This window comes from Bacillus cereus group sp. TH152-1LC, assembly GCF_027710505.1.
Taxonomy (GTDB): domain Bacteria; phylum Bacillota; class Bacilli; order Bacillales; family Bacillaceae_G; genus Bacillus_A; species Bacillus_A mobilis.
In genome coordinates this window covers 471,694-496,028 of the sequence record NZ_JAQFNK010000002.1, presented here as the reverse complement: position 1 = coordinate 496,028, position 24,335 = coordinate 471,694, and the positions used below count along the sequence as shown (strand labels likewise).

Genomic DNA, 24,335 nt, shown 5'->3' with positions numbered 1-24,335 from the left:
TTATTTTTGAAACACAATTTGAAATTCTGTCCAATCGTTATCTGAACGACACATGATAGACCCATTATGTTTTTCTACAATTTGTTTACATACAAATAACCCAATACCAGTTCCTAATTTTTTAGTAGTTACAAATGGTTCGAAAATCGTTTCTACATTTTCAGCTGGAATTATTGGTCCATTATTTTTTATTACAATTCGAATTGCTTGATCTTCTTCAAATACATCAACGATAATTTTTCGTTCTTCTTTTATCGATTCAAGAGCGTCAATTGAGTTCATTAATATATTTAAAAATACTTGTCTCACTTCACTCCGATAACCAACAAGCGGAATTGGATACGGCAAATTCTTTTCAATTGAAACATTTGCATTGACCAAACTCGGATATAAGAACTGTATAATATCTTGAAACAGATCATTAAGCCAAAATTCTTCTGATTCAGTCCACATTTCTTTTTTCGATACGAGTAAAAATTGTGAAATACGAAAATTTAATTGGTCTAATTCATGCGAAATAATATCTAAATACGATAAACTAGGATGATCCGCCTTTAATAATTTGACAAATCCCATAATGGAAGTAAGTGGATTACGGAATTCATGTACAAAACTAGCTGACATTTGGCCTAAAATCGTCAGCCTTTCTTTATGTGTCTCGTTAATATATTGCTGTTTTTCCTCTAAATTTCTTGATATAATTTCCGAGTATTTTAAAACAGTATAATAAATTAATTTATCAAAACAAGTATGTATTTGAGCCATAATTGGTTTCAATTCACGTGCGCTAACATCTAATTCACACATCGCTTCAAAAAGCTCATTTCTTCCCACATTTGCATTATAAACAAAATCTCCAATATTCGCATCTGCTCCTGCACGTTCAATAGCTATTTTCTCGCATAATGGCTGAAGATAATCTATATCTTTTTCTTCCATAGTAAGTTCGATAATTAACTCTAATAAATCCTCTCCATTTTGAACTGCTTCTAGTTTAAATGGATCTTTATCGGAAATTATCATTTTGTTTTTCCAGTTCTCAACGAATTGGTGCCTGTTGTTTTTCAAGTGCGAACAAAATACTTCTTTAATATCCTTATCGATTGGAAAAACCCCCATTCCCTCCATTTCCATACGACGAACACCCTTTATATTTTGAATATTAACACAAAAAATGCGATTCGTTAATAGATTATTGTCACATTTTGTTAATATGTGTTGATAAAATTTTTAATTTCCTTATTAATTGTTTAGATTGATTCATTCCATTCTCCTTCCTTTCATTCAAAGTTTTTTACATTTGATGAGACTTTTTTTGCATCCTGCTTCATTCTTTCGTACAATAGAAAATGAAAGGTGTGAAAAATATGGTAAATAAAAATGTGGAAGATTATCTCCAAGAAGGCATTTACGGCCAAAAGCAGAACAAACCAGAAGAACGTAATATGTATTTAACTACATTACGTGAGCGTGTAGAAATCGCTTTAACTATCGGTCAAGTAATGCAAAGTAATGTATATTCTGAAGTAGCTAGTAGCATGCGCTCTTCTCAATCATTACAAATATTCCTAAATGGTGGCATTGCTTACCCACATTTATCAAAATACATTAAATTAGCAAATGAAAAAAATATTCCTTTTACAATTGTTCAAAATAAAGGTATAGAAACACCAATCGGTTTAGTATTATCTCATAGCACTGCTGTTGATAAAGATCAAATTTATGTAGAGGATGCTATTTTCAAACAAGAAATGAAGTAAAAGGTACACTTGATTAAATGAAATCGTTCTGAAAAACGTAAAACAAACAATAAAAAACGAGTATGGAATCGTAAACATTTCCCGCTCGTTTTTTATTGTGATGTTTAAACTCGATCTACTTTATTTTTTAATACATACTAATTTCATTTCTGTCATTTCCTCTATTGCATATTTAATTCCTTCACGCCCCGTGCCGCTTTCTTTCACACCACCGTATGGCATATGATCTACCCTAAACGTTGGAATGTCATTAATCATGACACCACCAACTTCTAACTCATCAATTGCACGCATTGCTTTAAACAAATTATTTGTAAATACACCTGCTTGTAGACCGTAACGTGAATGATTTACTTTCTCTATCGCTTCATCAAATTCTTTAAATGTATTTACTGTCATAAGTGGACCAAATACTTCTTGGCACTGTACCGATACATACTCTGGAACATTTGTTAATACAGTTGGTTCAAAAATCCTTGCATCATGTTTCTTACCACCATATAAAACAGCTGCCCCTTCCTTAATAGCTTCTTGCACCCACATTTCAATTCGCTCTACATCTTTTTTCGAAATTAAAGCCGATACATCCGTTTCTTCATGCAATGGATCCCCAACAACAACTATTTCCATTGCTTTCTTTAGCTTTGAAAGAAATTCATCTGTTCTCTTTTCATGTACAAAGACACGTTGTACTGAAATACAAACTTGTCCATTATTAACAAATGCTCCCCATTTTACACGTTCAATTAATTCATCTGTTAATTCTACATCTTCATCAATAATAACAGCAGCGTTTGATCCTAGTTCTAACGTAACTCGCTTTAACCCCGCCTTCGCCTTAATTCCAATTCCAACTTTCGGACTTCCCGTAAAAGTAATAGAAGCGACATCATCATTTGTAACTAGCGCCTCACCTACAGTTGAACCAGGACCAGAAATAATATTTAATGCTCCTTTTGGCAATCCTGCCTCTTCAAACAGTTCAACTAATGCGTAAGACGATAATGGCGTTTGATCGGCTGGTTTTAACACAACTGTATTTCCAGCAGCAATTGCAGGGCCGACTTTATGTGCCACTAAATTTAATGGGAAATTAAAGGGTGTAATAGCTCCTATAACCCCAATCGGTTTTCGTATTGTGTATGCAATACGTCCATCTGCACCAGGTGCTGCATCAAGTGGCAGTGTCTCGCCGTATATACGCTTCGCTTCTTCCGCCGCAAATTTGTATGTCTGAACGGTACGATCTACTTCTCCCCTTGCAGCACGAATTGGTTTTGCAGCCTCTTTTGCAATAATCTCTGCAAATTCTTCTCTTCTTTCATCCATTTTTTGTGCAACCTTCTCTAAAATAGTCGCACGATCATATGCTGATAATGTATTCATTTTTTTCATTGCATTTTTTGCAGCAGTAACAGCCTCTTGTACATCTTCTTCCGTTCCTTGTGCAATTTCCGCTAACGTTTCTTCAGAGTATGGTTCGTATAATGGTTTATACGTGTTTACAGACTTCCAATCTCCATTTATATATAAATGCTTTTTCATAATTCTTCTCCTTCCAAATATATGTATAAAACAATACTTCACCTAGTGAAAGGTCTGACTTATGCCATTGTATCATAGCCCTTATTCTGCCAAAAACATTATGCTCAAAAAAACTCTGCCATATAGCAGAGTCTACGAACTAATTTGTTCTTGAAATGGAATTTGTTTTTCATCTTCTAAGATAACAATTGATTCTACAGTTTTTGTAACTTCTAGTCTCTTTATATAGTGTCCATCTAATTCTTTCACACAAAACTTATAATTTTCAATTTCGATGAAATCCTCTTCAGCAATTTCTATATTTTTCGTTAAAATCCAGCCACCTATTGTATCAACACCATTATCATCAATCGTTAAACCTAATAACGTATTCACTTCACTAACAAGCACTTTCCCTTCTAGAATTGTTTTCGTTTCACTAACTTGTTGAATTTCTGGCTGTTCATCTGTATCAAACTCATCTTGAATATCTCCAACTATTTCTTCTAAAATGTCTTCAACTGTAACAAGTCCAGATGTACCACCATATTCATCTATCAATATAGCAATATGTGTTCTTTCTTTTTGCATTTTTAAAAATAAGTCGTGTATTGGGATAGAGTCGATAACTAAAATGATCGGCCTAATATATTGCTCTACTTTCTTATTACTTACTGCATTATGCTGCACAAAATCTGTGAAAATATCTTTAAAATTTACAAAGCCTATTACGTGATCTTTGTCGCCATCAACAACTGGATATCTTGTATATTTTTCCCGAGACATTTTTTGCAAAGCTTCTTCAGCAGGCATTTCTTTACTAATAATATGCATCTCAGTTCGGGGTACCATTATTTCTTTTGCGATACGATCATCAAATTCAAAGATTTTATTTACATATTTATATTCAGATTGATTAATTTCTCCATTTTTGTAACTTTCTGAAACTAACAACCGTAATTCTTCTTCTGAATGAACCTCATCGTGCCCTTTCGGTGGTTTCAGCCCTAACAATTTCGTAATAATTCGAGCTGATCCATTTAGGATCCAAATAAACGGAAACGCCATACGATAAAAGAAAATTAACGGTTTAGCAACAAATAAACTCACTTGTTCAGCTTTTTGAATCGCAAATGTTTTTGGGGCCAATTCCCCTATTACAACATGTAAAAATGTAATAAACAAAAACACTAAAATTACAGCAAAAATGTCTGCCAGTTGAGTAGAAATGTTCAAATTCACAAAAAGCGTGTCAAACATTTGCTTTAACGCAGGTTTACCAAACCACCCAATCCCCAGAGCTGTAACTGTAATTCCTAGCTGACAAGCAGATAAATATTCGTCTAAGTTTGTAATGACTGTTTTGACAGGTGTTGCGCGATTATTTCCTTCTGCAATTAAATAGTCAATTCGTGAACTTCGCACTTTAACAATTGCAAATTCTGCTGCAACGAAAAATGCCGTTAACGCAATTAAAACAATCACTATACTTATACTATATATGTCCAAATACTTCTCCTTACTTACATTGTAAGCAAGGAAGCCACCTCCTACTTAATTTTATTCAAGTGAAGTAAGCATTCTAATACTCTAACAAAATTCTACATTAGCAACCACCTTTTTATATATTATATGCATACATAAAAAAGATATTTATCATTATGATAATCTAATTCATTTCTCTTAGTCAAATGATTCTAAATCTTACGATAAAATATTTTTATATACACGATATATTCTTCACAGCTTCATTTCGTGAAAAAACACTTTCTTTGCCGATTCCACACTTCTTTTGTCACACTAGAAGGGAACTTACTTCATAGATCGAAATCATTCAACAGGATATATATAGGAGGGATTATTTTGGAATATAAAACACCATTTATCGCAAAGAAATTAGGTGTTAGCCCTAAGGCGGTTGCTCGGATTGCACAACAATTAAACCTTACGATAGAAAAAAATAAAAATGGTCATTTTATTTTCACACAAGATGATTTAGATCAAATGTTAGAATACCATCTTTCACAAATAGAGCAGTCTCCAAAAACATCATCAAACGATGTTGTAGAATTAAAAACGCAAGTAAATACAATTGTTCAAAACATATCATCGCATGATTTTGAGCAATTAGCAGCTCAATTAAACACAATCACAAGAAGGCTAGATCGAATGGAAGAACAGATGCAAGATAAGGCAAATGATGTTGTTACATACCAACTTTTACAACATCGCCGTGAAATGGAGGAAATGTTAGAGCGAATTCAAAAGCTTGAAGCTGCCCTCAAGAAAGAAGAACCAATATATATAACTCCCGATACGAAACCAACATATGAACGTGAACAGAAACCGAAGCGCCGCAAAATGATTTTTAGTATATTTGGATTATAAATTTTAGACCCTTATTACAATAATAAGGGTCTTTTTTCATGAAGAATGATTTCATATTAAAATAGCATTCTCTTTATTATACATATTCATTTCGCTTTATTTGGTTAACATAATATTCTTACTGTATTCTGCGATTAATGCCTGTGCATGAGCATTCCCTTGAATTACATCTCGAAATTCTTTTAAAGAATATAAATGCGTAGCCCCTTTTCGGGCATGAATTCGCACTGGTACACCTTGTAAAGTATCATGAAACTGAAATGGCTTATCAATCGGTTCAATTGGGAAACCAAGTGTTACTAAATACATATACATTCTTTTTGTAACTGCTGCAATATACCATTCTGCTTTCGTTTCTAATGCATGCATAAATAAAATAGCTGTTAGTCTTTTGAAGTGTCCTCTCCCACGAGACGTTTTCGCAATACTTAACTTGCCTATTTCATATACATTTTTCAAATCTTTTACTAAATCATTTTTAGAAAACGGATAGAAAAACTCAGAATTTGATTGCTCTGGTACCGTATACTTAATACATTCTACTGTACCGATATGATGTTCATCTTCTATTAATAAAAATCGTGATGGATTTAAATTACGTTCTACAAACATTAAGTTTCTTTCTTCACAAAAATCTCCCCATAGTTGCTCGAACCAAAAATGTTCTTCCTTTGTTTGAACACGCTGGAACATATTTACCCGCCTTTCCCATCGCCGCTCTGTTTTTGATAACGCTTTCACTATCTATCATATAAGAACAAATCTTCGTATGCAACTAAAAATATTTATGACTTATTATATTCTGCAAAATGAATTAAATTCCATCTTAATCGTCTTTTATCCCTCATGTACCTTTCTTCTAACAACATATTTATATTACTTACAAATTCAAATCGTATAAAGCTGTCTTCCATACTGCATATAATTCTTCTTAATCTAAAAAAATCCTTTATAAAAAAGGATTTCTTTTACTCCTTCATGCTTTTTAACCACTTCTCAAAAATTTGTACCATCCCATGTTTTCCGGCTAATTTCTCTTCCCCTTGTTTCGTTTTATATGGATATAATTGCAAAAACACACCACATCCGGACTCAATTTTTTTACTATGCATATGGCTTCCTGGATATACACAAATAACTTCATAAATGGCCCTTCGATAATATACTCTCTTTCCATCCTGTTCTTCTACATATTTGATAGACCAATACTTATACATTTGCTCAGTTGCTTTCGTATTTCCAACATGCTGAAAAATATTGTACATTGGGCTATACTTCACTTCAATAATAATAGAAGATTGATATACATATTTCTCTTCTTCCTTTACATAACAGTCTAAGCGAATATCTGGCTTCTTCGTGTCTTCTCCATTATAAAAATTACTCCCTTTACTTAATGCAATAAGAGGATGTGTTTCAATTAAATCATTGAATGCGACATGTACTCTCATATCATCTCGGTGTAAAACTACTGTCGTTCCATCCTGTAATCCATCTACATAAAAATGTTCTTGTATTTGTTCACGGATGGAATTCCTAGCCTCAAAACCAATTTGCTCTAACATGGAAATAACGATAAAAAAAGCGTAATATTCATACACTAAAAATGTTGGTTTATAAACAAATAATAAAGATGGAGATTGATCTGTATATTGTGGAAGTAAATCTAAATATTGTAGTAGTTGTTGATGTGGTATCGGTAAATTATGTGAGTTCATGTTACCCGTTTCGGAAACTTCCCTCCAAAATGGAGAATGCATTAAAGTTTGAAAGTATTGTACACTTTCATGTACAAAATGTGCTAATATTTTATATTCTTGTATCTTCATAGAACTTTTTCGCAAATCCGCCTCTTTTAGTAAATGTAAATTTTTATATTTTTGTTTCTCTCTATCGGTTACTGATCCATTACGCTCAATTGTTTGTATAATCGTTTTTACAGCTTGAAATTCTTCTGATTTCTTCTTTTTTGCTCTTTCTAATATTTCAATTGTTTGACGTAAAAAACTTTCAGCCTCAAGTAAATAGAGATTAAATTGCATCGCTTTAAATTTAAGAAAAGCATTTTCCTTACTATTTTTTTGTTCTATAAACTTACGATTATATTTTTTTGCATACGGTTTTCTTTCCGCCACTATGACTCCTTTTCTCGTTGTTTTCCGCTCCTTTTCTTCCCATTTATATTCATGTATAAAACTTGAACTCAATTCTATTTTCTTAAAAATTTGCTTTATCTTTTTCATTTTTTGCGGCAACTTTCTAAGTAAAACTAAATAAGAAGAATCTTCAATATCACTGAGTGCAGAGAAAGTCTTTTTATAATAACCTCTATCTAAAATCAACTCATTTAAAATTGACTTTACATAGTTTTGAATCATTTCAAATTGATCATCAAAAAAATTTTTTGGAACGACTTGAAAAGCGCCATAATACGTTTTATCTTCTATATTCACTTCAAAATGATATAAGCCACAACGCCATGGATAAAAGAATTCCGTTTTTCCATGTTCATATATTAATACCTTTTGTTTTTTTTCATTTATTTCATATTTTGACTCTTTTATATTTTTCTGTCCCTCATATACTTTATTCCATATAAAAGTAATATTCATCGGACTTTCATAATGGTAATGCAATCTAATTGGCTTTAATTCTTGCACCTTATAAATACATTGAACTAATGCTGTAGTAGATGTACAAAGACGATTTAATAAAATATATTCCCCTTTTGCCTCAGATCCAATGATTAACTTTAATACAAAAGGGAGCGTTTCTTTCGTATCAACGATTTCTGTTTCATATCGCCCTTCATTTTGCATAGCCATACAACTCCAGTTCTCTCCGCTTTTCTCTTATATATGCTAAAGAGTGTTCAAATGTAGATACCCTGTTTGCAAGTTGCGATTGTAAAAGAGGTACTAATGTCGCCCCCCTTTTTGCTTCTTCAGAAAGCAAAGACCCAACCATCATTTCAGTTCCTCTTATTTTCGTCAGTACACGCTGCTTGATTTGTAGATCAAATCCTTCTTCTCTACTGATCATATAGGAATGATTATTTTGAAACGGTATATTTTGCAAATAAGTTGCGATTGCGTTTGCACATCGAAATGAAATTCCCTTTGACGTATCGTGTGATGACAATACAACATGTAACTTATCTAATAGCTCTAACTCTTCTTCAGAAAACACCTCGATCATCGCTTTATTCCTGACCCAACTTATACGAAATTCTCCTGCAGTTACTTTCAGAGGTGGTTGTAACACAATTTTCTCTTGTTCCATATACATCTCACAAAACGGAATCTTTTGTAACGTTATTAAATTCGTCCGATCTAATAATCGATCTGAGAGTTCTTTCGTTGTTTCATCAAAATTTACTGTGCCTACAAATATAATATTTTCACCAATTTCAATTGTTGGTGGAATTGGATTTTCTTTTTCTTGTACACCTTCATACAAATTTAAAATACGGTTTTGCTTTTCAAGTTGAAGAACAGATAGAAATGGAGTAAACCAATGCTCAATATGTGACATATTCATTTCATCAAAAACGATTATATATAGCTGATTTTGATTTTCTTTCGCCTTCATTAACGCCCTAACTAATTTTGTTTCACTTTCAATAAAAGTACCATTTGGATGAAGGTAACCAAGTACATCATGTGGTTCTTGATACGATGGTGAAATCGGAATCCACACCAATTCTTCCCCATGCTGTAATCCAAGTGCTTCTGCATAAGCTTGCACAAAACGGGATTTTCCGGCGCCTGGTATACCACCTAGAATCGTCAACATATTTGTTTTCGCACTTATATGAAAGTTATATATGTCCGTTTCATCCAAATAGAGCCCTTTATTACGCACGAAATTTTTTACATACTGTAAAAAGACGGATTCACGCTCATCCCATTCCCATTCATCCTTGTGCACTTTTATTTCCTCTACTTCTACACGCTTACCTTCTTCAGTCATTCGTTTTTTTAATTGCTCATACATGTGATTACTTACAAAATACAATTGATCTTCTACCGATATTTCTACATGCTTACCCCAGTCATTAAAGTCTATATACTTACATTCCCTCTGCTGTTCAAAATAGGCAATTGAACTAATTGATGAGGACTTTAAAGATATATTTCCATATAACCTTCCATCGTGCCACAATAATTCAGGAGGCTCAAAGTCTTTCGGATATTTGGGCATTAAAAATGACAAATAGCCATTTCCAAGTTTTCTTTCTAAAGACTCTCCTTTTTTGTATTCGGAAACTTTAGGTACTGGAATCATTTTATAGCCATTAGCCATTTCTCGCGGTTCTTCTGCACAAATTAACTCCACATATATATGTCCTCTCTCGTAATAGAGACGAAACATAACCAGTTGCTTTTCTAATTTTCTTTTCTTTAATTCCGAAAAGACTTTTTCATTCTTTTTATTGCTACATAAACCTTCAAATACGTATGGTTCATTTTTTAATTGCTCTTGTAACGTGAATGGTATTGGCGATAGGCATTGTACAAAGAAGTTCTCTCCATTCTTCTCTCTCTCTGCTTTTGTAAACTTTCCGATAAACCTCATATAGTACATTCTTTTTATAAAACTTGGCTGAAGAGCTTTATGTAATTTCACCTTCGTCACCTTCTTTTTTTCATACTATTCTTAGTGTATGAGAGAAACGAAAAACTAGAAACAAAAAACCTGACGTTATCCGCCAGGTTCAAAATGAAAACGTATATTAATGAGATGGAAATGCTTTTTTCTCTTGTAAAATGGCATTATGTGCAATTTTCATTTTAGCAAGTACATATCGTAATCGATCTTCAGCGTTTTCATCTGTATTTTGCTGTAATTCCGCCAAATTTTCTACAGCACTTGCTAAATTTTCAATCACTCCTCGTAGTTCAGGATGATGATTAAAAAAGGATTCTTGCACTAATACTTTCCTTACTTCACTCGCTAAATCAACAATTCTGGTTAACTGTTCTTTTTCTTCCATTTTCATCCCTCCTGAATATCTTATGTATTAAATATTCTCTAGACAAAGAAAAAAGCCCTTTATTTAAAAGGACTTTTACATTTTTATATTTCCAGTCAATAACATATAGATTGATGTGATAGCTGCAATAACAATTGCCCACATTACATATCTCTCAATACCTCTAAAACAACGATTTCCTTTTTCTTTTCTTGCATACACGTAAACAATAATCCCGATTCCATATACGATTGAAACAAGTAATAAATTTTTCAAACCTGCTGCATATAGAAGCCATACAGAATAAATAGAAGCAATTAAAGCTAACGAGCCGTTTTTTACTTTTGCATCTTTTAGTTCGTTTGTAATAACTAATTTGAATTGGAATAACGCTGATAATAAATATGGTACTAAAATTGATGTTGACGCTATGAAATACATAATTTGATAAGTCGATTCTGAAAACAGAACGATTATAAATATAATTTGGGCAACGCCATTTGAGATCCATAATGCCATATGTGGCGTTTGTTTTTTATTTGTTTTCGTAAAGACTTTTGGAAACACGCCATCTTTTCCTGCTACGTGGGAAATTTCAGAAACAAGTAAAAACCAGCCTATTAATGTACCTACAAGTGAAGCAACTAATCCGATGTTAATCGCAACTGCGCCCCATGTCCCAACAACATGCTCTAATACATGTCCCATTGACGGAGTTTCTAACACGGAAAGCTCTCCTCTTGACATCGCTCCCATTGACAAGACAGAAATTAAAATATAAATAGACATTACTAAAATAAGTCCAAGTACTGTCGCTTTACCAACATCTCGGCTATTTTTCGCTCTACCAGATAATACAACCGCTCCTTCAACCCCAATGAAAACCCAAAGAGTTACAAGCATTGTATTTTTCACTTGGCCTAGTATAGAGGAAACTGAGATCGTTCCTTCTCCCCAAAAATCATGTGTAAATGTAGCCCAGCGAAACGCTGTTACCATTACAACAATAAATAATACGATTGGAACTAATTTCCCTATCGTTGCAATAACATTCATAATAGATGCTTCACGAATTCCAAATAAAATTAGAAAATGAAGTGTCCATAATAAAAGTGATGCTCCTACGATAGACGCAACATTATTTCCACCTTTAAAAATGGGGAAGAAATAACCTAATGTACTAAACAGTAACATGATTGTTGCAACGTTTCCTAAAATTCCTGCTAACCAGTATCCCCAAGCACTGTTAAATCCAATATATTCACCGAAACCAGCACGTGCATAACTATAAATTCCGCCCTCAAGCTCTGGTTTTTGTCTTGCTAACGTTTGATATACGAGCGCGAGTGGAATCATTCCCATCGCTGTAATACACCAGCCAATTATTATAGAGCCGCTATTTGCTCCTACTGCTAAATCATGCGGTAAACTAAAAACACCGCCACCAACCATTGTTCCGACTACTAATGCAATTAATGGAAAAAATCCTAACTTCTTTTCTATTTGTACCACCCCATCTGTCATTCTAGGTGTTATGTTCGTTCAACTATTAAAGTCACCTTTTTCTCTAATAGACGTTTCTCTTATATTTTTTCAGGAAAACATTACTTATTCTAAAAGAAAATGAAGAAAAATGGAATACTTTTTTGAAAAAATGTATAAGTATGCACAAAAAAACCGTTCATTTTGTAATGAACGGTCATTTCATACATATAAATTTGTATATTTCTTGTAAAATTAACGAAGTAAATTCTCTTTTTGTAAAAATTGTTTTGCTACTTCTTCACTACTTTTTCCATTCACATTTACTTCATAATTCATTTTTCGCATTTCTTCATCTGTAATCTTCCCAGATAATTTATTTAATACTTTTTCAAGTTCAGGATATTTCTGTAACGTCTCTTTTCTTAATAATGGTGCACCTTGGTATGGTGGGAATAATCCTTTATCATCTTTTAGCACTTTCAGTCCGTATTGCTCAAGTTCACTATCAGTTGAATATGCATCGATTACATTAACATCCCCTGATTGAATTGCACTATAACGTAGTTTCGGTTCCATCGTTTTCACATTTGCAAACTTATAGTTATATAATTTTTGCATTCCTTTATAACCGTCTTCACGATCAGCAAATTCTAATGTGAATCCTACTTTCGCATCCTGTGCCATTTTTCCTAAATCAGAAATTGTATTTATATTATTTTGATCTGCTATTTTTTTTGGCATAGCTAGTGCATACGTATTGTTATACTCCATCGGCTTCAACATCACCATATCATATTTCTTTTCCATACCAGTACGTGCCTGCTCATATACTTCATCCCGATTTGTGCTTTTTGGCTCTTCTTTCACGAAAGTAGATAAAGCTGTTCCCGAAAATTCAGGGTATATATCTACTTCACCTGATTTCAATGCTTCAAATACAAATGCTGTTTTTCCAAGACCTGGTTTTAATTCTACATGTAAATCGGTATCTTGTTCGATAAGTTGCTTATACATTTGAATTAAAATTTCAGGTTCTGATCCAAGTTTGCCAGCAATAACAATATCTTTCTTTTCTGTATTCCAAAGAAATGGAGAAGCAATCATGATACAAACAATACATATCGTCAATATAACACGCTTAGAAGAGCGTTTTGGACTCTCAAGTACTCGAAGTACTACATCAAAGAATAAAGCGAGTAACGCGGCTGGTACGGCCCCTAAAATGATAAGTGCATGATCATTTCGATCGATACCTAGCAATATGAGTTTACCGAGCCCACCAGCACCTATAAGAGCTGCTAATGTAGCCGTTCCAACAATTAATACCATCGCCGTACGAATACCGGCCATAATAATTGGTAATGCAAGAGGAAGCTCTACCTTCCACAGTCTTCTCCAGCTATTCATTCCCATAGCTCTCGCTGCTTCGATTAAAGATTCATCTAACTCCCTTATTCCTGTATATGTATTTCGTAAAATAGGTAATAGTGCATACACAACTAATGCAATAATAGCTGGAAGTTTCCCAATTCCTACTAACGGAATTAAAAGTCCGAGTAATGCCAGTGATGGGACCGTCTGCATAACTGCAGAAGTTCCTATAATAAACTCCGCCATTCGTTCTTTTCTCGTTAATAAAATGCCAAGCGGCACTGCAATAATTACTGCAAAAAATAATGAAATAAGCGATATTTGTAAATGCTCACTTAATGCAGTAAGTAATTCTATTTTTCGTTCTTGGAACGTTTGTATAAAATCAGTCACTGTTTAGCCTCTTTCCTTCATTTGTTCAACTATGTAATTGACAATATGACGACTTGTTAAAGTTCCAACATATTGACCATTTTCTTCAACTGGCACTGATTCTTCAGCTTGTAAGCGAATAAGTGCTTCTTGTAAAGGAGAATGCAAAGATAAAGCAATCCCTTCAACTCGTGTGCGATCGTCTAGCGGCATTACATCTCCTATATTCATGCCCTCATACCAAGGTCGTCCACGATTTCCAATGAACTCCTCTACAAATTCATTTTTCGGATTATGTACAATTCCTTCTGGTGTATCTAATTGAACAACTTTTCCTTCTTTCATAATGCAAATACGATCGCCAAGCGATAACGCTTCTTGCATATCATGCGTTACAAATACAATTGTTTTTTGAATCTTTTTTTGCAATTGTACGATATCCTTCTGAATCTGCTCCCTACTTAGTGGATCTAACGCACTAAATGGTTCGTCCATAAGAACGATTTTTGGATTTGCGGCTAATGCCCGTACAACACCAACGCGCTGCTTTTGCCCTCCTGACAATTCATCAGGCATACGATCGCGATATACGTCTGGATCTAGCCCGACCATCTGTAGCAATTCATCGACACGGGCTTTTGTTTTTTCTTTGCTCCATTTTCTCATTTCAGGAACAACTGCAATATTTTCTGCAATTGTCATATGCGGGAACAAAGCGATTTGCTGCAACACGTATCCTATATTCCAACGTAATTCGTTTATATTATATTGTTGAATATCTTTTCCATCGATTAAAATCGATCCTTCAGTCGTTTCAATTAAACGATTAATCATTTTCATTGTCGTTGTTTTCCCGCAGCCACTCGGACCAATAAGGACAAAAAACTCTCCCTTTTTAATTTCTAAATGCAATGAATCCACTGCTTTCGTGCCATCTTCATACGCTTTTGACACATGATTAAATTGAATCACAAATACAACTCCTTTATCGTTGTTTCCTTTATTTTGATGGAAGATGGAATTCATTTCAAATGATACGCATTATTCTACAAAAAAAGAGCCCCCTATTTGAGCTCTAACGGTCGAACAATATTGTTTTCATTATTGCAGCATATTCACGTACATACATTTTCCTCTTAGAACGCATTGGTGTTTCAGCAGCTAGTGCCTCCATCTTCATGCCTAAACGCTTTGCAATTATTTTCGTTCTATATAAATGATACGTATTACTTACAACTACCGCATGTTTCACATCATATAAATCCATACTAAACTTTACATTCTCATACGTATTTGTAGATTGATCTTCTATTAAAATACGACCATCCTCTATACCATGTACCATTAAATAGTTTCTCATACTATGAGCTTCCGGTATATCTTCATCTTCCCCTTGACCACCTGAAACAATTACTTTCGCTTCAGGATGGGAATATAAATATTCCAACGCTACATCCAAACGGTTTTGAAGAGATAAAGACGGTCTATCTCCAAATAACTTTGCGCCTAATATAAGAACGTACGGAGAGTGATTACTCAATTTTTCACGGGCAACATTTTTCATTCGAAACGTCATATAAAGAATGTATAGTGGTGGTAATAATAAGATTATAAGCAAGATCCATTTGTTCATAAATTAGTTTGCACTCCCTTTCTTTTTATTATATAGAAAAAGATAGGAAGGCAGAAGTATTTTTTAAACGAGTGATTTATTCGGAACATCCGCTCCGAATTTACGTTGTGATATCACATAATAAAGAGCAATTCCTAATGATAGAATCAATATACAGCTAAGTACGTAAAACGGGAGCATTACCCCAGCTTTAGATACACCAGCTGTAAACAGCATTAATAATACTATTCGTATTCCTGTACCAATTAAGCGAAATAAGCTGTCCACACGTCCCATTACTTCGTTTGGGATTTCCTCCATCATCAATACATTTCTCGCCACTCTTGTTCCAGCGTTTCCAATCGCATGAAAAATCGCTAGTCCATATAATAGCATTACGGAAGGTTCAATAATCATTGCGGTAATTGAAATTACATATATGAGCATCGTCATGACAATTGAAACTTCTATCTTTATATATTTCATCATAATTGGAATACCTATTCCAGCAAGAACCGCTCCGACACCGTACATCATACCTTCTATTGCGTATACTGAGGCACTGGATTTTAATATATCTGAAATGTATACCGGGATTAAATAATTTGTCATCATCACACCAATAAAAGGCATATAAGTCGCAAGTAAAAACCAAAAGAACTTCGGACGCTTTTGCATGAAGTGAATCCCTTCGAACAATTGCTTCTTAAATGTTACTTTCTTTTTTACTTCCTTTTTCTTTACGTACGGTATACATAAGAAAAGGATGAAAGCACCTGCAAAAGTTAACATATCTACTAACAAAATCCATTTTAAAGAGATAATTTCAATAAGGAAGCTAGCAGCCGCTCCGGATATAACTTGTGTTAACTGTCCTTGTATTTCCATTGTTCCACTTAAATTTTTATAATGTTCTGCTTGAAATATCTCTTGGTTGAACGCAAATATTGTAGGATAAAATAATAAATAGTAAAATGACCCTGCTATATATATAAGAATATAGTGAATTGAATGATAAGGTTGCCCAGTAAATCCCCATATAGCCATCATTCCTATAACGACTATCCCGATACCTTCATTACATAATAATAATGATTTTCTTGAAAAATGATCAATACTTTGCCCAATAAACGGTGTTAATAAAAACATAATCAGAGTTGCGATGATGGAAACATAACCAAACGTTGTATCTCCACCACTTTCTTTAATTAACAACCACGGAATCGTTATCATAACAATCCCAGAACCAATAGCTGATAAACTATTGGCCCCTAGAATGAAATACAAGCGTGAATCTTTATACAGAGATGGCATATCACTCAACTCCTAGTTGTTTTTTCACCTCTTTATATACGCTCATATATGCTTTTAATTCTTTAACTAAATCATGAATTAATGGTTTTGCATCTTCTCCCAGTTCACCGTCTTGTACATGAAGTCCATCAAGTACAACTTGTTTTGGGATGGCATTTGCGTATACCCCTCTAGCAACAGTGCGCATATTGTTTAATGCGTTAATTCCACCTTTACCGCCTCCTGCAACTGCAAGTAATGCGACAGGTTTATGAACAAATTCACTACTACTTAAGTAATCTAACGAATTTTTCAACGCACCACTCATTGCATTATGATATTCAGGTGTACATAGTACTACACCGTCTGCAGTTTTCACTAACGCCTTTAATTTTTTTACCGCTTCTAGTTCACGTTGTGATTCTTCCCCGTTATATAAAGGCAGTTCCTCTACTGATAAATCGTATAACTCCCCTTCAAATTGATCAGCAATATATTTTGCCACCACACGCGTTCTACCGAATTTTCTTGGTGTACCGTTAATAACGACTAGTTTCATAATTATTTCTCCCCTTTGTTTTCCAGTTATACTTATATATTATCAGAAATTTCTATACAAAACACAATATAAAGAGGGAACTAGCTTGATAAAATAGTATGATAGGCAAAAAAAAGAACTCATACGAAAGTATGAGTTCTTTACAATTACGATTCTCCACCATTTTGACTCAGTATACCTCTGCTTCCATTCGCTTCAAAATGGGTATACGCTTTTTCTGCTAATTTAATACGTTCTTCTGGTAAAGATATATATTTCAAAATATTTTCTATTATTTTTTCGTACGAAGTAAACACAATTCCTGGCCACTCTATCTCGTCCTCTGGATTACTATTTTCCGAAATAATAAACTTTTTATTTGCCACTGCATAAGATACCCGAGGTGTTTCAAGAATGCCTGACAAGTAAAAATGAATATTTAATATAATTTTAGACCTAGCAATCAACTCATTTCTAACAATTCCCCACGCATTATTTTTAAAAACGATATTTAAATGCGGGGCAACTGCTTTTAATTGATCTAAAATAGCTTGCCGCCTTGAATTAAGAGCACCTATAAATAGAATATCAATGTCTTCAGCTATCTCATCTTCAAATGCATCTTTTTTTATTTCTAAAGTTGGGGCATAGTACATTTCCACATGTTTTATTTCTTTTCCTACTCCTTTTTGTTTTAACCATGCTATATTTTGTTTACTATAATCCCAAATTTCCCTATCTTTTAATAACATTAAATAAAGTGGGTGCGCATAAGGGCTTCCTTCATATAGCTGTTCTAAATTATAAATAATCGCATTTTTTGGAAGTAGATTCGGGTTATGTGCATATGTATGTGCTCCAAAAACAATTGTATTTTTCACATTTTCTAGTATTGTTTCTGAAATAATTGCTGTATTTCCCTCCTGCTCCAATCGCCATTTCAAAGCTCGCGCGACATCTATAAAACTACCATACGTCTTTGGGCATATAAAAAGACAATAATCATATTCTTTATTCAAATAAGCTTCCATTAACCTTAAATTATTTTTATATAAATCCACATCCGGATATTTAAGTAAAAGTTCATTTGCATGTTTTTTTGCTACTTTATATAATCCAGCATAATAAGCAGCAATACACCTTCTTAATTCAATTCTTTGCCGATGCTCATCTGCTACGTCCATGTCCAAAAGAAGATTTGCGATACAATACGCTTGTAAATGATCACGATCATAATAATAATCTAGTAGTGGCATCAATTCTTCATACGTATTTCCATGCACAGATTCCCCTAGTTCTAGCGCCCATCGTATTAATTCCATTATTACTCCACTACTCCTTTAACCGAAATTGTATTTAATAAAATTTCGCATTACTTTCTACCATATTTGCTATATGAAACGGTAGCTCTTCTTTTTTCGATTCCAAATATTGTTGTGATACTGCACCCAAATGTTTTTTATGCGGTATATAAAAAGCACTTATAGAAATCTCATAGTCAAATAAGTAATCATACACATGATAATCTACAAATAGAAGATCATCTTTCGGGAAAGGAACTTCCTTCCCTTGCAACGCATACATCAAAGCAATATTATTTTGAGATTTTAATCGATACATTCTTGCAAGCTGGTATAATGGTTCAGCCCGAGTTGGTCTATATTCCCACGCTTTTTGAAAATAAAGAATTGCTAATGCTGTATATTGTTCTTCTTGCTTCTTCATAGTTTCTTTTTCATCCGCTTCTGTTACTTCATGTTGCTTATTTGCCGAACGGTTTGCTAATTGTTCATAACAAAATCCTATTCGCAATAACGAATAGAACACCTCTTCAACCCATCCCCCTGCTTCCACTCGTTTTTTATACCATTCAATCGAATCTTCAAATTGACTTAAATGAAAATAAGTTTGGGCTAAATAAAATAAATATCTTATATGCAAATCTGGCGTTGTTTCTGGATCATTTAATCCTTGTAACAACAACCTCTCGTCTCTCTCAAATTTATCAGCTTTACTACCACCATCCCCAGGATCATTAACGACAAGCGTCTCTAACCTAGCTACCCTCGTATTGTAATCCGCCCCAACTTTGGAACGATCTATATCCCAATACTCATGAGTAACACCAACAGATTTCCATGGTAAAGAAGCTTTAAGAAGGCGTGTAAGCCAATACTTAATATGAATATCATATTGCAATGTAAGATAATGGTCTTCCGTTAAACTAGTCTTATCAAAATCAGAATCAACTTCTAATATCATATCCGCATCTAATATTAATAAATAATCTGCTTCTGGATATGTTTTTTGTGCCAATGAAACTGCTAAACTTCTGTTATAACCAAAGTTTTTAAATGGTTCATGATGAACTGTTCCAGGGATTTCATTTTCTTTACACCAATTTTCAATAATTTCAGGTGTACTATCAGTTGATCCCGTATCACAAATAGAAACAAAGTCCACAATTGATTTTGTGGCATTTAAACATCTTTCCATAATTCTAGACTCGTTCTTAACAATCATACAAAGACATAACTTTTTTTCTTTTCCTGTATTCTTTACTTGCTCATTTCCCATTTAACCACCTCATATTTTATTAACACGCTCTTCTCGTATGTAACACTATTTCATAGCTACATTGATGACATAACCATCCTTTTACTATTTATGAAAACTTCATTTTATTTATTCTTATTTTTATGTTGGGACATCTTTCATACTTCCCTTTATATTTGATACAATCAGTACAAATAAACAATGATTGATTGGTATTTTCAAATGAGAAATTTCTTTCACTATAAAAAAAGAAACTTGCGCCTTTGCACAAGTTTCTTTTCAAAAATCATTTCCTATTTTTTCACAACTTCATGTCCACCGAACTGATTACGAAGAGCTGAAACTACTTTTCCGTGGAATGTATCATCTTCTTGAGAACGGTAACGCATAAATAATGACATTGCGATTACCGGTGCTGCCGCTTGAAGTTCAAGTGCCGTTTCCACAGTCCATTTCCCTTCTCCTGAAGAGTTCATTACACCTTTAATACCATCTAGTTTTGGATCATCTGCAAATGCCTTTTCAGTTAAGTCCATTAACCAACCGCGGATAACTGATCCATTTGCCCATACTTTTGCAACATCTTCATAATTGAAATCAAAATCACTTTTATCTAACACTTCAAATCCTTCAGCGATTGCTTGCATCATACCGTATTCAATACCGTTATGAACCATTTTTAAGAAATGACCACTTCCAACGCGGCCAGCATAAGAATAGCCATTCTCTACTGCTAAATCTTTAAATAAAGGTTCTAATTGATCATAAATTTCTTTTTCTCCACCAACCATTAAGCAAGCACCTTCTCTAGCTCCTTCTACACCGCCTGATGTTCCAATATCTACGTAATGTAAACCAAAGCTTTTCGCTTCTTCCGCACGGCGTAGCGTATCTTTATAGAATGAATTTCCACCTTCAATAACGATATCGCCTTCCTCTAATAATGGATACACATCTTTTAATACAGATTCAACAACTTCTCCCGCAGGTACCATTACCCAAATTGTACGCGGAGCCTCTAGTTCAGCAATCATTTCTTTTAATGTATAACGAGCAGTAATCCCTAAAGCCCCAGCCTTTTCAACAAGCTCTTTATTTACATCGTATACAACTACTTCATGCTTGTCTTCATATAAATGTTCTGCTAATGGGAATCCCATTTTTCCTAATCCAATTAAACCTAGTTTCATATTAATCAATCTCCCATTCTATACAAATATATTTAATAACGAAATTAGTCCAAGTGCTACAACAGATAATATGGTCTCCATTGCAGTCCATGTTAATAATGTTTCTTTCACAGTCATTCCAAAATACTCTTTAATCATCCAAAATCCAGAATCATTTACATGTGATAAAATTAATGATCCTGCACCTGTTGCAAGTGCTAACAGTTCAACGTTTACTCCTGGTGTACTTGCTGCAATCGGTGCTACAATTCCAGCTGCTGTCATCATAGAAACTGTAGCAGATCCCGTCGCAATTCGGATCAGAGCCGCAATTCCCCAGCCTAATAATATCGGTGAAATATGAGATTCTTTCGCCATTTCTGCGATTGTCGTTCCAATTCCAGAATCTAATAGTACTTTATTAAACGCACCGCCTGCACCAATAACTAACAGTATGTTCGCAATTGGTCCTAAACAATCATTTGTAAATTGTAATACTTTATCTTTTGAGAACCCTTTTGCATAACCAAGACTAAAGAAAGAATATATCGTTGCAATTAATAGTGCGACGATTGGATCTCCAATAAAGTGCAATACTTGAGCAAGTTGACTTGTTTTGCTTAGCGCGACTTCCGCAATCGATGCACCAAGCATTAGAAATACTGGAAGTAAAATAGTAAACAATGTATTTCCGAAACTAGGAAGTTCCTTCTTCTTATCTCTTTCAATAAATTGCTCTGCTATATCTAATGGCACTTCTTTATGTATACGAGCACCAATCCATTTCCCGTAAAGCGGACCTGAAATGATTGCAGTTGGAAGTCCGACAATTAATGCATATAAAATTGTTTTCCCTACATCTGCTTTAAAAATACCTACCGCTGCCATCGCTGCTGGATGCGGTGGAACGAGTCCGTGTACAACAGATAGTCCTGCTACTAGTGGAATACCGATTGTAATAAGTGATACCCCAGTTTCTAACGCAATTGTAAATACTAATGGAATTAATAGTACAAATCCAACTTGGAAAAATACTGGAATTCCTACTAAAAATGCAACGAACATCATTGCCCAGTGAACACGTTTCTTCCCAAAACGATCAATTAATGTGGTAGCAATTCGTTCAGCACCGCCAGATTCGGCCATCATTTTTCCAAGCATCGTTCCTAATGCTAAAACTATCGCTAAAAACCCTAACGTATTACCAAGCCCTAGTTTAATAGAGTCGATAATCCCTGGATCTTTTGGTGAAGTTCCAATCAATGGCATTCCCATTGCTAGCCCTACACCAATTGCTGTTAAAATTAACGCGACAAATGGATGCCACTTTACTACCGTAATAAGTAAAAGTAGTATGACAACTGCCGCTAGTACGATCCCAACTACCATTTCTCCCAATCCCCCTATTGTTTACGTTGGAAAGCAGCTATACAATCAAATTCTTCTTTCAAGCGATTGTAAAGTCGTTCATACATATAAAACATTTCTAAATATATAGCCGTATTTTCTTTATTCGGTACATGGTGATGAACAATATCAATCCAATCCTTTACCTCTTCAAGAGAATCAATTTTTCCTACAGCATATAAAGCAACTGCCGCTGCCCCAAGCGCAGATGCTTCATGACTTTCAGGAACAAGCAATTCTTTTCCCATCATATCGGATAGCATTTGTCTCCAAAATGCAGATTTCGCAAATCCTCCTGAAACGCGTATTTCAGTAAGTGGCCCTGTACAATCCCTAATTGCAAGTGCAACAGAATATACGCTCATACAAACACCTTCCATAACTGCTCGTATAAAATGTTCTCGTTTATGCTGAAGGTTAATTCCAAAGAATGTACCACGCGCATTTGCATTCCAGTAAGGTGCACGTTCTCCAGAAAGAAACGGTAAAAATAGCAATCCACCTGCTCCAGCTGGTACACTTTCCGCATATTTAATTAATAAATCATAAGGATCAATGCCAAGTTTCCTTGCTACTTCTTGTTCTGGGCTACCAAATTCATCACGTAACCATCTCAATAATATTCCGCCGTTATTCGTTGGTCCGCCTATCACCCAGTGCTCGTCTGTTAATGCATAACAAAACGTTCTTCCTTTTTCATCTGTATTAACACTTGATGAAATTGTTCGAACCGCACCACTTGTTCCAATCGTAATTGCAGCCGATCCAGGAGATATTGCCCCAACGCCTACATTCGCAAGGACACCATCACTTGCACCAATAACAACTGGGGTATCTTCACGAATGCCCATCTTTTGTGCTAATTCAGGCTTCATACCCGATAAAATATATGTAGTTGGCACAGGTGTGGATAATTGTTCTGGTGACATATGTAACATCGTTAAAACATCTTCATCCCAGTTTAATGTTTCTAAATTAAATAACCCAGTTGCAGATGCTATCGAATAATCCACTACGTAACGTGAGAATAATTGATACAAAACATACTCTTTAATGGAAATAAATTTATAAGCACTCGCATATAATTCTGGCTCTTCCTCTTTCATCCACAATAATTTAGAAAGCGGCGACATCGGATGAATTGGTGTACCCGTTCGTCTATAAATGTCATGCCCATTCATATGTTGTAATAATTTTTCTGATTGCTTCGTACTTCGATTATCTGCCCAAATGATAGAACGCGTTAATGGCGCACCATTTTCATCTACTGCAATTAATGCGTGCATCGCTGAACTAATACCGATTGAAGAAATATCTTCTGGTAACACGTTACCTTTTTTGATGGCAACGCTTACAGTTTTATATACAGCAGCACATATTACATCAGGATCTTGCTCAGCCCATCCGACGTTCGGTTGAATAATTGGATAATCAACTGCATGTGATGCAACGACTTTTCCTTTTTCTGTGAACACAACCGTTTTTGTACTTGTGGTACCGATATCAATCCCGATAACTCTCCCCCTTGTTTCCATGCGAATCTTCCCTTCGTTTCTAGCAAAATACGATTTAGTAAACCGTTTACATGAATTAGTATATAAAATATTTTTTCTTTAATCAAGTTTTAAAAAGAAAATTTTTTTCATCACAAAAAATAAATCCCCTCATTCCATTTCACTTACATACTAACTTTAGCTTATCCGTGGGCTAAAGTTGCATCATATTCGTTTCGCAAAACATTCCTTCCCTCTGATTAACACCACATACATGGTCCTTCCATACATTCTACACATTTGTATGAAAAAGGAGTTGTACAGCAACTACCTCCGCAATGGCAATTTTTACCCTTGTTTGTTTTTATTGCATTAGGTACACTCGTGCTTTT

The 24,335-nt window shown here is 34.4% G+C and carries 20 protein-coding genes; 2 read left to right on the top strand and 18 right to left on the bottom strand.

What is annotated here, in order from left to right; genetic code table 11:
- Positions 1-1,134 (bottom strand): BA2291 family sporulation histidine kinase, encoded by a 1,134-nt coding sequence (locus PDL00_RS09030; RefSeq protein ID WP_333563530.1) that lies wholly within the window; start codon positions 1,132-1,134, stop codon positions 1-3.
- A 233-nt stretch (positions 1,135-1,367) separates the two neighbouring features.
- Here PDL00_RS09030 and PDL00_RS09025 point away from each other — a divergent pair, with 233 nt between their 5' ends.
- Entirely contained in the window at positions 1,368-1,760 is a 393-nt protein-coding gene (locus PDL00_RS09025; protein WP_242252150.1) for a YueI family protein, read from the top strand.
- A 120-nt stretch (positions 1,761-1,880) separates the two neighbouring features.
- Here the strand turns inward: PDL00_RS09025 and PDL00_RS09020 are convergent, their stop codons facing one another.
- Entirely contained in the window at positions 1,881-3,305 is a 1,425-nt protein-coding gene (locus PDL00_RS09020) for an aldehyde dehydrogenase family protein (protein ID WP_270728642.1), read from the bottom strand.
- Between the two features lie 132 nt (positions 3,306-3,437).
- Positions 3,438-4,793 (bottom strand): hemolysin family protein, encoded by a 1,356-nt coding sequence (locus PDL00_RS09015; protein ID WP_242252146.1) that lies wholly within the window; start codon positions 4,791-4,793, stop codon positions 3,438-3,440.
- A gap of 354 nt (positions 4,794-5,147) precedes the next feature.
- Here PDL00_RS09015 and racA point away from each other — a divergent pair, with 354 nt between their 5' ends.
- Positions 5,148-5,672 carry a chromosome-anchoring protein RacA gene (gene racA, locus PDL00_RS09010; protein ID WP_242252144.1) on the top strand — a complete coding sequence of 175 codons (525 nt, stop codon included), beginning with the start codon at positions 5,148-5,150 and terminating at the stop codon, positions 5,670-5,672.
- A 96-nt stretch (positions 5,673-5,768) separates the two neighbouring features.
- On the opposite strand, the gene PDL00_RS09005 is transcribed toward racA, so the two are convergent.
- From PDL00_RS09005 to gntK, 15 genes are all read right to left on the bottom strand, one after another.
- Positions 5,769-6,365 carry a hypothetical protein gene (locus PDL00_RS09005; protein WP_061678435.1) on the bottom strand — a complete coding sequence of 199 codons (597 nt, stop codon included), beginning with the start codon at positions 6,363-6,365 and terminating at the stop codon, positions 5,769-5,771.
- A 275-nt stretch (positions 6,366-6,640) separates the two neighbouring features.
- Positions 6,641-8,491, bottom strand: coding sequence for a hypothetical protein (locus PDL00_RS09000; RefSeq protein WP_242252142.1), 1,851 nt, complete (start codon positions 8,489-8,491; stop codon positions 6,641-6,643).
- A complete protein-coding gene (locus PDL00_RS08995; protein ID WP_242252140.1) occupies positions 8,481-10,301 on the bottom strand; it encodes an AAA family ATPase in 1,821 nt (606 codons plus the stop codon). Before PDL00_RS08995 ends, PDL00_RS09000 begins: the two co-directional genes overlap by 11 nt.
- 106 nt (positions 10,302-10,407) lie before the next feature.
- Positions 10,408-10,668, bottom strand: a complete 261-nt coding sequence (locus PDL00_RS08990; RefSeq protein WP_000391452.1) for a hypothetical protein — start codon at positions 10,666-10,668, stop codon at positions 10,408-10,410.
- Positions 10,669-10,743: 75 nt separating this feature from the next.
- Positions 10,744-12,171: a basic amino acid/polyamine antiporter gene (locus PDL00_RS08985; protein WP_270728636.1), complete on the bottom strand. Its 1,428-nt coding sequence runs from the start codon at positions 12,169-12,171 to the stop codon at positions 10,744-10,746.
- Positions 12,172-12,384: 213 nt separating this feature from the next.
- Positions 12,385-13,896, bottom strand: a complete 1,512-nt coding sequence (locus tag PDL00_RS08980) for an ABC transporter permease/substrate-binding protein (protein ID WP_270728635.1) — start codon at positions 13,894-13,896, stop codon at positions 12,385-12,387.
- 3 nt (positions 13,897-13,899) lie between these two features.
- Complete coding sequence (locus PDL00_RS08975; RefSeq protein WP_270728632.1) at positions 13,900-14,847, bottom strand: ABC transporter ATP-binding protein; 948 nt, start codon at positions 14,845-14,847, stop codon at positions 13,900-13,902.
- A 103-nt stretch (positions 14,848-14,950) separates the two neighbouring features.
- A complete protein-coding gene (locus tag PDL00_RS08970) occupies positions 14,951-15,508 on the bottom strand; it encodes a YdcF family protein (RefSeq protein ID WP_242252118.1) in 558 nt (185 codons plus the stop codon).
- A 63-nt stretch (positions 15,509-15,571) separates the two neighbouring features.
- Complete coding sequence (locus PDL00_RS08965; RefSeq protein ID WP_270728629.1) at positions 15,572-16,801, bottom strand: MFS transporter; 1,230 nt, start codon at positions 16,799-16,801, stop codon at positions 15,572-15,574.
- 1 nt (position 16,802) lies between these two features.
- On the bottom strand, positions 16,803-17,339 hold the full coding sequence (locus tag PDL00_RS08960; protein ID WP_242252114.1) for an NADPH-dependent FMN reductase: 537 nt from the start codon (positions 17,337-17,339) through the stop codon (positions 16,803-16,805).
- A 146-nt stretch (positions 17,340-17,485) separates the two neighbouring features.
- Complete coding sequence (locus PDL00_RS08955) at positions 17,486-18,640, bottom strand: glycosyltransferase family 1 protein (RefSeq protein ID WP_270728625.1); 1,155 nt, start codon at positions 18,638-18,640, stop codon at positions 17,486-17,488.
- Positions 18,641-18,674: 34 nt separating this feature from the next.
- Complete coding sequence (locus PDL00_RS08950; protein ID WP_270728622.1) at positions 18,675-19,895, bottom strand: tetratricopeptide repeat-containing glycosyltransferase; 1,221 nt, start codon at positions 19,893-19,895, stop codon at positions 18,675-18,677.
- A 272-nt stretch (positions 19,896-20,167) separates the two neighbouring features.
- Positions 20,168-21,064 carry a phosphogluconate dehydrogenase (NAD(+)-dependent, decarboxylating) gene (gene gnd / locus PDL00_RS08945; RefSeq protein WP_061678445.1) on the bottom strand — a complete coding sequence of 299 codons (897 nt, stop codon included), beginning with the start codon at positions 21,062-21,064 and terminating at the stop codon, positions 20,168-20,170.
- Positions 21,065-21,082: 18 nt separating this feature from the next.
- Positions 21,083-22,432, bottom strand: coding sequence for a GntP family permease (locus PDL00_RS08940; protein ID WP_061678446.1), 1,350 nt, complete (start codon positions 22,430-22,432; stop codon positions 21,083-21,085).
- A 14-nt stretch (positions 22,433-22,446) separates the two neighbouring features.
- A complete protein-coding gene (gene gntK / locus PDL00_RS08935; protein WP_061678447.1) occupies positions 22,447-23,985 on the bottom strand; it encodes a gluconokinase in 1,539 nt (512 codons plus the stop codon).
- Positions 23,986-24,335 lie beyond the last annotated feature (350 nt).

Coding starts and splice junctions, on each gene's coding strand:
- PDL00_RS08955 (WP_270728625.1), bottom strand. CDS start 18,640: ATGGAATTAATACGATGGGCGCTAGAACTAGGGGAATCTGTGCATGGA.
- PDL00_RS09005 (WP_061678435.1), bottom strand. CDS start 6,365: ATGTTCCAGCGTGTTCAAACAAAGGAAGAACATTTTTGGTTCGAGCAA.
- PDL00_RS08940 (WP_061678446.1), bottom strand. CDS start 22,432: ATGGTAGTTGGGATCGTACTAGCGGCAGTTGTCATACTACTTTTACTT.
- PDL00_RS08990 (WP_000391452.1), bottom strand. CDS start 10,668: ATGGAAGAAAAAGAACAGTTAACCAGAATTGTTGATTTAGCGAGTGAA.
- PDL00_RS09030 (WP_333563530.1), bottom strand. CDS start 1,134: ATGGAAATGGAGGGAATGGGGGTTTTTCCAATCGATAAGGATATTAAA.
- gnd (WP_061678445.1), bottom strand. CDS start 21,064: ATGAAACTAGGTTTAATTGGATTAGGAAAAATGGGATTCCCATTAGCA.
- PDL00_RS08965 (WP_270728629.1), bottom strand. CDS start 16,801: ATGCCATCTCTGTATAAAGATTCACGCTTGTATTTCATTCTAGGGGCC.
- PDL00_RS09025 (WP_242252150.1), top strand. CDS start 1,368: ATGGTAAATAAAAATGTGGAAGATTATCTCCAAGAAGGCATTTACGGC.
- PDL00_RS09020 (WP_270728642.1), bottom strand. CDS start 3,305: ATGAAAAAGCATTTATATATAAATGGAGATTGGAAGTCTGTAAACACG.
- gntK (WP_061678447.1), bottom strand. CDS start 23,985: ATGGAAACAAGGGGGAGAGTTATCGGGATTGATATCGGTACCACAAGT.
- PDL00_RS08985 (WP_270728636.1), bottom strand. CDS start 12,171: ATGACAGATGGGGTGGTACAAATAGAAAAGAAGTTAGGATTTTTTCCA.
- PDL00_RS08950 (WP_270728622.1), bottom strand. CDS start 19,895: ATGGGAAATGAGCAAGTAAAGAATACAGGAAAAGAAAAAAAGTTATGT.
- PDL00_RS08970 (WP_242252118.1), bottom strand. CDS start 15,508: ATGAACAAATGGATCTTGCTTATAATCTTATTATTACCACCACTATAC.
- PDL00_RS09000 (WP_242252142.1), bottom strand. CDS start 8,491: ATGCAAAATGAAGGGCGATATGAAACAGAAATCGTTGATACGAAAGAA.
- PDL00_RS08960 (WP_242252114.1), bottom strand. CDS start 17,339: ATGAAACTAGTCGTTATTAACGGTACACCAAGAAAATTCGGTAGAACG.